General features: G+C 68.1%; 11 protein-coding genes, 1 tRNA gene and 3 pseudogenes. 6 read left to right on the top strand and 9 right to left on the bottom strand.

The features are described 5' to 3' along the window. Positions 1 to 586: 586 nt before the first annotated feature. Positions 587 to 997: pseudogene (locus ACFXI4_RS05265) on the bottom strand (DNA-3-methyladenine glycosylase); the annotation flags it as partial. Positions 998 to 1,057: 60 nt separating this feature from the next. Here ACFXI4_RS05265 and ACFXI4_RS05260 point away from each other — a divergent pair. Continuing rightward, entirely contained in the window at positions 1,058 to 2,524 is a 1,467-nt protein-coding gene (locus ACFXI4_RS05260; RefSeq protein ID WP_384988306.1) for a recombinase family protein, read from the top strand. A 263-nt stretch (positions 2,525 to 2,787) separates the two neighbouring features. Here the strand turns inward: ACFXI4_RS05260 and ACFXI4_RS05255 are convergent. Beyond that, positions 2,788 to 2,862: transfer RNA gene (locus ACFXI4_RS05255), tRNA-Arg, on the bottom strand. 186 nt (positions 2,863 to 3,048) lie between these two features. On the opposite strand from ACFXI4_RS05255, the gene ACFXI4_RS05250 reads away from it, so the two are divergent. After that, entirely contained in the window at positions 3,049 to 3,384 is a 336-nt protein-coding gene (locus ACFXI4_RS05250) for a hypothetical protein (protein WP_384988305.1), read from the top strand. 995 nt (positions 3,385 to 4,379) lie between these two features. Here ACFXI4_RS05250 and ACFXI4_RS05245 read toward each other — a convergent pair. After that, on the bottom strand, positions 4,380 to 4,991 hold the full coding sequence (locus ACFXI4_RS05245; protein ID WP_384988323.1) for a DNA-3-methyladenine glycosylase: 612 nt from the start codon (positions 4,989 to 4,991) through the stop codon (positions 4,380 to 4,382). 12 nt (positions 4,992 to 5,003) lie between these two features. Next, positions 5,004 to 5,263, bottom strand: a pseudogene (locus tag ACFXI4_RS05240) (DNA-3-methyladenine glycosylase); the annotation flags it as partial. Between the two features lie 136 nt (positions 5,264 to 5,399). On the opposite strand from ACFXI4_RS05240, the gene ACFXI4_RS05235 reads away from it, so the two are divergent. From ACFXI4_RS05235 to ACFXI4_RS05225, 3 genes are all read left to right on the top strand, one after another. Continuing rightward, positions 5,400 to 6,182: a sporulation protein gene (locus ACFXI4_RS05235; protein WP_362720598.1), complete on the top strand. Its 783-nt coding sequence runs from the start codon at positions 5,400 to 5,402 to the stop codon at positions 6,180 to 6,182. 65 nt (positions 6,183 to 6,247) lie between these two features. Further along, a complete protein-coding gene (locus ACFXI4_RS05230; RefSeq protein ID WP_362720601.1) occupies positions 6,248 to 6,787 on the top strand; it encodes a YbhB/YbcL family Raf kinase inhibitor-like protein in 540 nt (179 codons plus the stop codon). A gap of 167 nt (positions 6,788 to 6,954) precedes the next feature. Continuing rightward, the gene (locus ACFXI4_RS05225; RefSeq protein ID WP_351329136.1) at positions 6,955 to 7,464 is read left to right on the top strand and encodes an HNH endonuclease; all 510 of its coding nucleotides are present in this window, start codon (positions 6,955 to 6,957) and stop codon (positions 7,462 to 7,464) included. Between the two features lie 108 nt (positions 7,465 to 7,572). On the opposite strand, the gene ACFXI4_RS05220 is transcribed toward ACFXI4_RS05225, so the two are convergent. From ACFXI4_RS05220 to ACFXI4_RS05210, 3 genes are all read right to left on the bottom strand, one after another. Further along, positions 7,573 to 8,523 carry an SPFH domain-containing protein gene (locus ACFXI4_RS05220; RefSeq protein WP_384988304.1) on the bottom strand — a complete coding sequence of 317 codons (951 nt, stop codon included), beginning with the start codon at positions 8,521 to 8,523 and terminating at the stop codon, positions 7,573 to 7,575. Between the two features lie 130 nt (positions 8,524 to 8,653). Then, positions 8,654 to 9,085 (bottom strand): NfeD family protein, encoded by a 432-nt coding sequence (locus ACFXI4_RS05215; protein WP_362720609.1) that lies wholly within the window; start codon positions 9,083 to 9,085, stop codon positions 8,654 to 8,656. 72 nt (positions 9,086 to 9,157) lie between these two features. Continuing rightward, the gene (locus tag ACFXI4_RS05210; protein WP_351694571.1) at positions 9,158 to 9,949 is read right to left on the bottom strand and encodes an ABC transporter ATP-binding protein; all 792 of its coding nucleotides are present in this window, start codon (positions 9,947 to 9,949) and stop codon (positions 9,158 to 9,160) included. Between the two features lie 150 nt (positions 9,950 to 10,099). Between ACFXI4_RS05210 and ACFXI4_RS05205 the strand changes: the two genes are divergently transcribed. Beyond that, entirely contained in the window at positions 10,100 to 10,885 is a 786-nt protein-coding gene (locus ACFXI4_RS05205; protein ID WP_384988302.1) for a hypothetical protein, read from the top strand. A 154-nt stretch (positions 10,886 to 11,039) separates the two neighbouring features. Here the strand turns inward: ACFXI4_RS05205 and ACFXI4_RS05200 are convergent. After that, a pseudogene (locus ACFXI4_RS05200) lies at positions 11,040 to 11,309 on the bottom strand (chaplin family protein); the annotation flags it as partial. A gap of 89 nt (positions 11,310 to 11,398) precedes the next feature. Beyond that, positions 11,399 to 11,647: a chaplin gene (locus tag ACFXI4_RS05195; RefSeq protein WP_365283670.1), complete on the bottom strand. Its 249-nt coding sequence runs from the start codon at positions 11,645 to 11,647 to the stop codon at positions 11,399 to 11,401. Positions 11,648 to 11,663 lie beyond the last annotated feature (16 nt).

Raw genomic sequence — 11,663 nt, 5'->3', positions numbered from 1 at the left:
CACACACGAGAGCGGAACCACCGGAGGAATGATCCGATGGTTCACAGCGTCCTCGCTGTGTTTTTCTTCAAAGGAACCTCGCCCCAACCGAAGAATCGGCCGGAGACGGGGTATCAACATATCTGGCGTTGACTTTTGGCACGCTGTTGAGTTCTCAAGGAACGGTCGCTTCCTTTGTACTCACCCTCTCGGGCTTTCCTCCGGGCTTCCCTTCGGTCTTGCGTTTCCGACTGTATCAGACCGTTTTCCGATCCGATTTCCTCGGTGCTTTCCAGGTTCCCGCTCTCGCGTTTCCCTTTCCGGCGTTTCCGACTCTATCAGATCCTTTCGGCATCCGATTCCCGGTCGGCGAGATTGTCTCGGGCTTTTTGGCTCTCGCCTGTCGGCCTTTCGACATTCACTACGCTAGCCGATTCCCGTTGAGACTCATAATCGAGTTCCATGAGTTCGAATTCGAGTATGCGGGCATGACGAATCCGACCCCGTCAGGGGAAGTCGTAGGTAGTGGGTGGCCACTTCCGGCTGCTGGCGAATGCCGTACCCGGTTCAGCGGCTCGGGCTACGTTACGCACCTTCCAGGGACGCGTCAACTTGAGCGGCGCCGGGGTACGTGGGCCCGATGGGGGCTGACCGTCGGGTCGTCGGCGGCCCAGTAACGCCAGGGATGGATGTCCCCGTCGCCACCCTCGCCGGCCACCCAGGTGCGCGGACCGTTGCGCACCTGGTCGGAGGGGACAGGGGTGCCGGTCAGCATGCGCAGCGGTGTCTCGCCGGCGGCACACGCGTCCGTACCGTCCAGGGCCCGGTCCACGCCCAGGGCGGTGGCCAGACGGGCCGGTCCTTTGGCCAGTTCTCTGTCGTATCGGGCCGAAAGTCGACGTTTGCGTGTCAACTCGACGCCCTCGACGATCTCGCCGGCGCGGAGCAGGACCGCGCTCGCGGTGCCCACCGGACCACAGACGAGGTTCATGCAGAACCACATGCCGTAGGTAACCCACTGAACATGTATGTCGTTCATCATCATCGGCAAGGCGACGACAGGCAGGAGAGACAGGCAGTGCGAGCGATCATCTACGCCAGGCTCAGCCCGACCCCGAGGGGCGAGGAGTCCAAGGGTGGGAACCTGACGCAACAGGTCGAACTGAGCCAGGCGCTGTGCGACCGGAACGGCTGGACGGTTGTCGAGGTCATCACGGAGAAGGACTCTTCGGCGTCGAAGTTCCGCGTCGTTGAGGGCCGCAAGGTGTCGGCTCGCGGTGAAGGCTGGAGGCGGGTGGTTGAGCTGGTTCGTACGGGTACGGCTGATGTCGTCGTAGCCAGGCACTACGACCGCCTCTACCGCACGACCCGGGACCTGGTCGAGCTGGTGGACCTGGCCGAGGAGACCGGCGTTCATCTGGCCGCCGCACAGGCTCAGGGCGTCCTGGACTTGGCGACTCCTTCGGGTCGTCTGGCTGCTCGCATCGGCGCTGCCGTAGCCGAGAACGAGACCGAGATGCGAGTAGACCGTCAGGTGCTCGGTCATCAGCGCCGGAGGGAGTCGGGCAGGCCCTTCTGGAGCACTCGCCCCTTCGGCTTCGAGCGGGACGGCACCCATCGCGAGGAGGAGGCGGAAGCCCTGCGGCAGGCGTACCGGGATGTCCTGGCCGGTGTCTCCCTGTGGTCTATCGCGAAGGACTGGAACGCTCGGGAGCTGCTCTCACCGCACAGCAAGGAGTGGCGTAGCTCGAACCTCCGGGGCGTCCTCTTGAAGCCGAGGAACGCGGGCATCCAGACGTACTCCCAGTGGGTCGAGAAGCCGGATCGGAGACGCGTACGGGTGACCGAGGAGACCGGCACAGGCAACTGGGAGCCGATCGTCTCCGAGGGCATGTTCCGAGCCCTGGTGCGCTACCTGAGCGACCCTGAGCGCAACACGGGCGGCGGAGGGAAGCGCAAGGCTCTGTTGTCCGGCGTGGTCCGCTGCTCGAAGTGTCGGGCCGTCGTGACGCAGGGTTGGAGCCGGAAGGGCGCGGCAGGCGAGCGGTACCGCATCTACACCTGTTCGGGTGGCCGTTGCATCACATGCCCAGCCGACCCGCTTGACTCCTACGTGGTCCGGCAGGTCATCTCCCGAGCCGAGGAATGGAACCAGGCTCCGGCCACGGATGCCGCTGACGAGGAGCGCGAGGCCGAGCTACTGGCCAAGGAGGTGGCCACATCCGAGAGACGTACCGCCCTGGCGGAGATGTTCGCCGTAGGGGACATCGACGCATCGACCATGCGCGCAGGCATCGGCAGGTGTGATGCCGACCTGGGGAAGATCCGGACCGAGCTGGCCGACCTGGCGACGAAGCGGGTGCGGGTAGATCTGGGGGACGTCGAGTACCTGTGGGAGGAGTTGGATTATGAAGACCCCGACCGGATCGACTACGTGCGAACGGTGGTCATGCAGGTCTGCGAGCGGGTGGAGCTCCTGCCGAGGGGGCGAGGAGTCCGAGGGTTCAAGTCGGATCACTGCCGGATCACTTTCCGGAACCCGTGAGCGATGCGTGACAGCCGAGCGGACAGCCGACGACAGGGGCGCCCTACGAGGCGCCCCATCGCGTCATCACTGCAAGTTGGACGACTGTTCCCTCGACGGGCGGCGCGGCGGTTGACGTGGGGCGCATGAGCCACATAGACCGGAGCCGGCACAAGGGCTTCCGGCGCATCTGTACGTCGTTCGCGATGGCGGTCCGGGAGGAGTGGCCGACGGGCCTGCACGGTATGGCACAGAAGAGCCTCGTGGGCCTTGGGTCAGGAGGGCGAAACCGGCCGGATTCGAACCGGCGTCCTCGCGATTTCGGAGACCGCGCGCGACGACCTCTGCGCTACGGCTCCGCCCGGCCCGACAGCCTAGTCCAGACATGACAACAGCCCCCTGCTCGCGCGGGGGCCTGCCTGTGCGGTGTGCGCCTATCTCAGGCGCTCTCGTCCAAGAGGCGGTACAACGTGGCGCGCCGTCGTTCTGGAGCGTTACAACACCGTCCTCGACGAGTTGTTCGCCGGCACAGAACAGAGGTGTACGTGGTCACTCCCTTCTGGGCGGCCGAACCCGAGGTCCCGCTGCTCGAACCAGACGCAGGCTATTGGCAGAGCCTGCTGGTGGAGGACGATCCAGAGCCAGAGTTCCGCAGGTACTGTCACCTCTTCGCCGCCCGGCTGCCTTGGCAACACGGCTGCGTCGACAAGCTGCTCCGAGACACTGCCGACGACAAGGTGGCAGGGGTCCTCGTCACCGACAGCCTGATGCAGCGCATCTACCACCCCTACGACGGTGGCGCCGACGTCTTCCTCACCACGCCCGAGGAACGGGACCGAATGCGCGATCGGCATACCGACTGGCTCTCCAGCCAGCCGTGACGTCTCTGACCGGCAGTTCAGCCCGCCCACCCACGCTGCACTGTCGTTGAGCGCTGCAACCATGGCGGCCGGGGCGCTGCCGCGCTCCCCTACTTCCCTTGCTGTTGATCCAAGCTGCTCTCCTCAGTCGGCCCCTTGGGGACCGCACTGCACCGGAGGCTAAATAGACGGCAGGGGGCTGGCGCACCCTTGCCCTGCTGGAACAGGTAAGGCGGAAGTACGAGGCAGGCGGCCCCGGACCGCGGCGACACAAGGCCCAGCGCCTTGGCGCGCTACCGCCTTACGCGTGCTCTGTTCGGACAGCGGTTTGCCGTCCTTGCCCAGCAGTACGGCCAACTTGCCGGGGCCGAAGCCTGCGTGTCCGTGCCGGTCGGCCCATCCGATGGCTGCAAAGTGAACGCGGTAGGTGAGTGGGGGTCTGGGGTCCTGCGTCAAGCGCCGGAACTCGTGCTGGGAGACAGCGCCCCACGGGCGGTCAGGGCCGAAGCTGATAGCCACCGGGAGTGGCTCCTTCCTGTGAGGCGCACACGGGTGCGCCCGTGACCCCCGCCGGATGGCGGGCCATGTGCCTCCCTTTCTTCGCGGGGGTGGACCGGCCATGGCTGGCACGGTCTCTTCACAGGTGACGCCCAAGGCTTTGTGCTTGGACTCGGTCTCGTGCAGTCGGGAGCGACGGCGGCGACCTGGCCGAGTGACCTTACACGAAGGAGGGAGGCCCTCGTCAGGGAGCCCTCCCGTGTGGTGCAGCCCTGTTCGGCCGTCCGACTATGTACACCTTCGCTGCTCGTCGTTGTGCACAGTGACCGAGATCCTGGCGGTGCGGACGAACGCACCAAGGGGTCATCCACCCACCTCTCCAGCCCGGGTCGGCGCACGTCGACGGTCACCCGACCGGCCAGGAACGCGTCACGCGCCACGCTCGCGAGCGGTCACGCCTCTTTGGACTCAACTCCGCGCCGACCCACCGGCGAGCCGCGAGCGAGGCGTACAGCGGCTCAGGCTCCGGCGGGCGGCTTGGCTCTCGGGCTCAGTCGGTACGCCGAGACCGTTGGATCACCGGCGAGGTAGAAGCGGTGCTGCCAGTCGTGGGCTTTGCTCACGCCTACCCGAGGACCGACCCGGATGAGTGCGGCGGGTACTGGCTCGCCCTCGGACAGCGCGACCGAGGCGCCTGTCAGCAGGTCTGTGCCGTTGTGCTCTGCCGTGATGCCGAGCGCCTGGCAGAAATTCCCCGGGCCACGCGCGAGACGTGGACTCTCGACCTTGCCCCCTCGCCGTTCGCGGGCCAGCTCTTCCCCTTCGATGACCCTGCCTGCCCGGATGAGGACAGCTGTAGCGATGCCGTCTGCCCCGGTGACAATGTTGGCGCACCAGTGGAGTCCGTGAGACCGGTAGACGTACAGGTGTCCCGCGGGTCCGAACATGACGGCGTTTCGAGGCGTCCTGCCTCGGTAGGCGTGGGAGGCGGGATCGGCCGAACCGGAGTACGCCTCGGTCTCCGTGATCGTGATGCTCACGGTTCCCTCGGGGGTCTCGTGGGTGAGGATGGCACCGAGCAGCTTGGGGGCGACTTCTTCAGCGGGGTGAGCAAGATCCATGACGTTCATGCTGACGGCCTTGACATGCCGTAGGTGAAGTAGACGTACACGTGTCCGGGCGGACCGAACATCACCTCGTTGCGGGGTGTGGGGCCGCGATAGGCGTGCGACCCGGGGTCGTTCGGACCGTCGTACGCCTCCACCTCCGTGATACGGACCGCGATCGGACCGTCCGCGGTAGTGCGCAGGAGGATGCGGCCGAGGAGGTCGGGGGCGACCTCCAGTACAGGGCGGTCGAAGAAGTCCCTGGGGAGTGACGTACGGTCCGGGGGCGCGATCATGATGTCCGAGCCTAGTCCAGGCCGGGGACGCCAAGGGGTGGTCAAGGATTCGTCTCCTTGCCAGGGTGTGGGCCGGAACCGGTCGCGGCCGGATCGCGTTTCTAGGGATCAAGGGTCCGTACGTAAAGGGAGAGTCATGGGGTTCAAGAAGCTGCTCGCGAGCCTGGGGGCCGGTGGGGCTTCCGTCGAGACGGTGCTCACCGAGATCAACGTCGTACCGGGTGGCGTCGTCCAGGGCGAGGTGCGGATCCAGGGGGGGTCGGTGAACCAGGAGATCCAGGGGCTCTCCGTGGGTCTCCAGGCGCGGGTCGAGGTGGAGAGCGGCGACGAGGAGTACAAGCAGAACATCGACTTCGGCAAGGTGCGGCTCGGCGGTGCCTTCGAACTGCAGGCCGGAGCGGTGCACGCGGTGCCGTTCGGGCTGGAGATCCCGTGGGAGACGCCGGTCACGATGATCGACGGGCAGGCGCTGCGCGGGATGCACATCGGCGTGACGACCGAGCTGGAGATCGCGCGTGCCGTGGACTCCGGTGACCTGGACCCGATCAACGTGCACCCGCTGCCGGCGCAGAAGGCGATCCTCGACGCCTTCATCCAGCTCGGCTTCCGCTTCAAGAACGCGGACCTGGAGCGCGGCCACATCCGGGGGACGCGGCAGACGCTGCCGTTCTACCAGGAGGTCGAGTTCCACCCGCCGTCCCAGTACCGGGGGCTGAACCAGGTCGAGCTGAGCTTCGTGGCGGACTCGCACGCCATGGACGTCATCCTCGAAATGGACAAGAAGCCGGGGCTGTTCAGCGAGGGCAGTGACACCTTCCGGTCGTTCCAGGTGGGTCTGCACGACTTCCACGGGACCGACTGGGCGGCTTATCTCAACCAGTGGCTGTCCGAGGTCGGCAGCAAGCGCAACTGGTTCTAGGCTCGGGAACCGCGGAGTCCGTTACGGCCTCCGTCAGCGATATGTATCGATCAGGAGGTACCGAGGTGACCGAGCTCAGGCGGCGGCCGCTCCCCCATGACTTCCACCCGCCCGTCCCGTCGTTCACGGTGACGAGCGAGGACATCGCGGAAGGGGCGACACTCAAGGACGCTCAGGTCTACGCCGAGGGCAACACCTCGCCGCAGCTGCGGTGGGAGGGTTTCCCGGCCGGGACCAAGAGCTTCGCCGTGACCTGCTACGACCCGGACGCGCCGACGGGCAGCGGGTTCTGGCACTGGTCGGTGTTCGACATCCCGGCGTCGGTGACCGAGTTGCCGGCCGGTGCGGGCAGCGGCAAGTTCGAGGGCCTGCCCGACGGCGCCGTACAGGTGCGCAACGACTACGGGTCGAAGGACTTCGGCGGCGCCGCGCCGCCGCCCGGGGACGGGCCGCACCGGTACGTCTTCACGGTGTACGCGGTGGACCAGGAGAAGCTCGGTCCGGATGCCGATGTGTCGCCTGCCGTCGTCGGCTTCAACCTGCGGTTCCACGCGATCGCCCGCGCCCAGTTGATCGGCGAGTACGAGAACCCCGAGAAGGGCTGACGCACCTCGCGAAATCAGCCAGGCGTTCATTGAACGTTTGCCCGCTCCTGGTCTTGGAAGTGATCAGGGGCGGGCAGTTTTTATTGCGTTGTCCATCTCGGCGCGCCCGTCCAGAGTTGATCCAAGCCCGCCGGGGGTGGGCACGGTGCACATGGGAGGTGGGCTGGATGCGTGACACGCTGGTGCTGAACGCGAGCTTCGAGCCGCTGTCTACGGTGACGTTGAATCGAGCCGTCGTCCTGGTGCTCCAGGACAAGGCCGTTGTCGAGCAGGCCCACCCCGAACTGCGCATGCGCGGTGCCGATGTGGACATACCTGCGCCTCGGGTGATCAGGCTGTGCCGCTACGTACGGGTGCCGTTCCGGAGACAGGCGCCCTGGTCGAGGCGGGGTGTGCTGGTCAGGGACCGGCACCGGTGCGCGTACTGCGGGCGGCGGGCGACGACCGTCGACCACGTGGTGCCTCGGGCCCAGGGCGGCCAGGACTCCTGGTTGAACACGGTGGCTTCGTGCGCGGAGGACAATCACCGGAAGGCGGACCGGACGCCCGAGCAGGCCGGGATGCCGCTGCTCCGGAAGCCGTTCGAGCCTTCGCCGCAGGACGCGATGCTGCTGGCGATGGGGGCGGAGGACTTGGCCGCGCTTCCTGAGTGGCTGTCCGGAGATGTTGCGGCCTAGTCGTCCGCCCGGCTGAGTCCGGGGAGCGGCTGCGGGTCGTTCGTGGTTGTTCGCGCAGTTCCCCGCGCCCCCGGAGAGGGGGCGCGGGGAACGTCCGTCTGTAGGGTCCTAGTCGATGTGGGGCTTCTCGCGGCGTTCCTGGGCCGGGACGCTGCCGCTGCCGCTGCCGCCCGACCCGCCGCCCAGGTTGCCGAAGTTGCCCATGGCACCGGACAGGCCCTTGAGGGCGTCGCCGATCTCGCTGGGAACGATCCAGAGCTTGTTGGCGTCGCCCTCGGCGATCTTCGGGAGCATCTGGAGGTACTGGTAGGAGAGGAGCTTCTGGTCCGGGTCGCCGGCGTGGATCGCCTCGAAGACCGTGCGGACCGCCTGGGCCTCGCCCTCGGCCCGCAGGGCGGCCGCCTTGGCCTCACCCTCGGCGCGCAGGATCTGGGACTGCTTCTCACCTTCGGCGGTGAGGATCGCGGCCTGCCGGGTGCCTTCCGCGGTGAGGATCGCGGCGCGCTTGTCACGGTCGGCGCGCATCTGCTTCTCCATCGAGTCCTGGATGGAGGTCGGCGGCTCGATCGCCTTGAGTTCGACGCGGTTGACGCGGATGCCCCATTTGCCGGTGGCCTCGTCGAGGACGCCGCGCAGGGCCGCGTTGATCTCCTCGCGGGAGGTCAGGGTGCGCTCCAGGTCCATGCCGCCGATGATGTTGCGGAGCGTGGTGACCGTGAGCTGCTCGATCGCCTGGATGTAGCTGGCGACCTCGTAGGTGGCCGCTCGCGCGTCGGTCACCTGGTAGTAGATGACCGTGTCGATGTTCACGACCAGGTTGTCCTGGGTGATCACCGGCTGGGGCGGGAACGGTACGACCTGTTCACGCAGGTCGATGCGGTTGCGGATGGTGTCTATGAACGGGACCACGATGTTCAGGCCCGCGTTGAGGGTCCGTGTGTAGCGGCCGAAGCGCTCGACGATGGCGGCGCTCGCCTGTGGGATGACTTGGATCGTCTTGATCAGGGCGATGAAGACCAACACCACCAGAATGACCAGGACGATGATGACCGGTTCCATCGTCGCTCCCCGTACCCTTCTCCGCCTCGGCGCTTCGGCAGATCTCATGGTTGTCGAAGATCTTGCTGCACGAGTCTGACAGACCCTCGCCCAACTCGGGAGTGCTTCCGCTGAGTTGCGTCGTTCGAGGTCAGATGACGATGGCCGTGGCCCCTTCGATCTCCACGACATCCACTTCCTCTCCGGCTTCGTAGGCGCGCCCGGCGTCGAGCGAGCGTGCCGACCAGACCTCGCCGGCCAGCTTGATCCGGCCGCCGGAGCCGTCGACGCGTTCCAGCACGACGGCCTGCTTGCCCTTCAACGCGTCGATGCCCGTGGCGAGTTGGGGTCGCTGGGCGGCGTGGCGGGCGGCGATGGGCCGTACGACGGCGATCAGGGCGACGGAGACGACGACGAAGACGAGCACCTGGATCACGACGCCCGCACCGAGTCCGGCGGTGGCCGCGGCGGCCAGCGCGCCGACCGCGAACATGCCGAATTCCGGCATCGCGGTCACCACGAGCGGGATTCCGAGCGCCGCCGCGCCGACGAGCCACCACACCCATGCGTCGATGCTGTTCACATCGTCATGGTAGGGCCGCGGGTGCCGACCCGACAGGGTGCTTTCCCGGGGCGGAACGCCCGTCAGGAGCGGTCAGGACAGCGGAAGCCCGTGGGCGGTCCAGCGGTCGCCGAGCTGTTCGACGACGAGCGGGAGGCCGAAGCAGAGGGAGAGGTTGCGGGAGGAGAGTTCGAGCTCCAGGGGCCCGGCGGTGAGGACCTTGCCCTGGCGGATCATCAGGACGTGGGTGAAGCCGGGCGCGATCTCCTCGACATGGTGGGTGACCATGATCATGGAGGGGGCGATCGGGTCGCGGGCGAGCCGGCCGAGACGGCGGACCAGGTCCTCGCGGCCGCCGAGGTCGAGGCCGGCGGCGGGCTCGTCGAGCAGCAGCAGCTCGGGGTCGGTCATCAGGGCGCGGGCGATCAGGGTGCGCTTGCGCTCGCCCTCGGAGAGGGTGCCGAACTTCCGGTCCACGTAGTCGGTCATGCCGAGGCGGTCGAGGAAGGCGCGGGCGCGCTGCTCGTCGACCTCGTCGTACTCTTCCTGCCAGTGGGCGGTCATGCCGTAGGCGGCGGTGAGCACGGTCTCCAGGACGGTCTGGCGCTTGGGCAGCTTCTCGGCCATGGCGATGCCGGCCACGCCGATGCGCGGGCGGAGGTCGAAGACGTCGACCTTGCCGAGGGTGTCGCCGAGGATGGTGGCGGTGCCCTTGCTGGGGAAGAGGTAGCTGGAGGCGATGTTCAGGAGGGTGGTCTTGCCGGCGCCGTTGGGGCCGAGGATGACCCAGCGCTCGCCCTCCTTCACCGACCAGGAGACCTGGTCCACCAGAGCCCGGCCCTCCCGGACCACGGATACGTCCTGAAGCTCCAGAACATCGCTCATGAGCGCGTTGTCTCCCCTTGCAGTGTGGCCGGTCTCGGCTGGCGCGTACGCCTGTGGCTCGGGCGGCGGCGCCGGTGGGCGCGGCCCTTATGAAATCTACGCCACGAGTGCGGCGCTCCATTCCATCGGTCCGGTCCTTAGGGTGGAGGCATGCTTTCGGAATCACGTTCAGGACGCCTCGCCGCTTGGGGAAATGCCCTGTTGGCCGGACATGTCTCCCCTGATGACGCCGCGCTCACCATCGTCGGCGAGGACGCGGTGCACCGGGTGGAGGGTCTGCCCGGGGAGTCCGCTCCGGTCGGGCTCACGCTGGCGCTGGGGCGGCTGCGGACGCTGGGCGCGACCGGACTGCGCCTCGCGCTGCCGTCGCCCGGGCATCCGCTCGGGCTGAGCGGTCCGCCGGAGTTCAACGCTCGGGCCCTGGAGGCCGAGGAGGCGGTCATCTGTCACGGCGCCGCGTTCGGGCTGGTGCCGGAGGTGTCCGAGGCCGGTCCCGCCGGTGACGTGCATACCGAGGTGGTCTGGCGCGTGCTGCCGGTGCGGGAGGCGCCGCCCGCGGACGTGCCGTCGCTGGGTGAGGCCGAGCGGGAGCTGGCGGAGGCGCTCAGGGACGCGACGGAGCTGCTGGCGAAGCTGGACGTCGCCGGGTCGGGTCCGGTGGCGGAGGCGGCGATCGACGCGTACCGGTCACGGGCCGCGCGGGGCCGGGAGGTGCTGGCCCCCGGCTATCCGCCGCGCGCGGTGCGGGTGCTCGAGCTGGCGCAGCGGGTCGGGCTGCTGATCTCACTGGCGCACGAGAACGGGCACGGCGGCGCGGTGAGCGCCTCGGAGATGGCGGCGCGGTCGCTGGCCCTGCGGCCGGTGGAGCGGACGGCCCGGCGGGCCCAGGTGGCGGCTTACAACTCGGTGGTCGAGGAGCGCGAGCGGGGACGTTAGACCCTGGGGACCCTGTCCGAGGGCTGGGCCGGGCGGCGCAGCCCTCGGTGGTGCTGACGGTCCTACTGGTGGTGTGACCGTCCTGCTTGGTGGTCGCGGTGCTGCCCAAGGCGGGGTCCAGGAGCCCGACCGCGTTGACCGAGAGGCCGCTGGCGTCGACCGGGACCTGGGCGGCGAGGCCGGAGGCCACACCCGGGGAGGCGAGGGCGTCGCCGTCGGCTGCCGCGTCGGTGGCGGCGGCCGGCGCCGGCGCCCGCTGCGATACCGGCGACGGTGAGGGCGACGGCTGCGTTCTTGGCGATGTGCATGGGAAACGTTCCTCCTGCGTGTGCGTGACCGACCCGGCCGTGGGTCGTGCGCTGATCAACGTCGGAGGGTTCCCCGGTGGTACGGAGCGCGGGCCGTGACTGCCCGTTGCGATCATTGGGCGTGAGAGTCACCGTGCGGAGAAGCCGACCGGCCTTCCGGGAGCGCCCGGAAGGCCGGAGGTCGATGCCGCCGTGCGGCGCGGTCTCAGTGGTTGAGGCCGAGGTTGCCGAAGGCCGGGTTCAGCACGCCGATGACGTTGACGCTGTTGCCGACGGCGTTGACCGGGATGTGAACCGGGACCTGGATGACGTTGCCCGAGACGACGCCCGGAGAGCCGTGGGCCCCGCCGTCGGCGTGCGAGCCGCCGGTGTGGGCGGAGGCCATTCCCGCGCCCGCGGCCACGATCCCGCCGGCCACCATCGTCACGGCCGCTGCCTTCTTCAGGTTCTTCACTTCTTGAGCCTCCTTG

It is taken from the genome of Streptomyces sp. NPDC059224 (assembly GCF_042754285.1).
Classification (GTDB): Bacteria; Actinomycetota; Actinomycetes; order Streptomycetales; family Streptomycetaceae; genus Streptomyces.
Note: the sequence above shows the minus strand (reverse complement) of the source record. Positions and strands in the feature narration are given on the sequence as shown.

What these genes read in the sequence shown, in the direction of transcription:
- ACFXI4_RS05245 (WP_384988323.1), bottom strand. Translation starts at nt 4,991, where the DNA reads ATGAACGTCATGGATCTTGCTCACCCCGCTGAAGAAGTCGCCCCCAAG.
- ACFXI4_RS05210 (WP_351694571.1), bottom strand. Translation starts at nt 9,949, where the DNA reads ATGAGCGATGTTCTGGAGCTTCAGGACGTATCCGTGGTCCGGGAGGGC.
- ACFXI4_RS05235 (WP_362720598.1), top strand. Translation starts at nt 5,400, where the DNA reads ATGGGGTTCAAGAAGCTGCTCGCGAGCCTGGGGGCCGGTGGGGCTTCC.
- ACFXI4_RS05225 (WP_351329136.1), top strand. Translation starts at nt 6,955, where the DNA reads ATGCGTGACACGCTGGTGCTGAACGCGAGCTTCGAGCCGCTGTCTACG.
- ACFXI4_RS05205 (WP_384988302.1), top strand. Translation starts at nt 10,100, where the DNA reads ATGCTTTCGGAATCACGTTCAGGACGCCTCGCCGCTTGGGGAAATGCC.
- ACFXI4_RS05220 (WP_384988304.1), bottom strand. Translation starts at nt 8,523, where the DNA reads ATGGAACCGGTCATCATCGTCCTGGTCATTCTGGTGGTGTTGGTCTTC.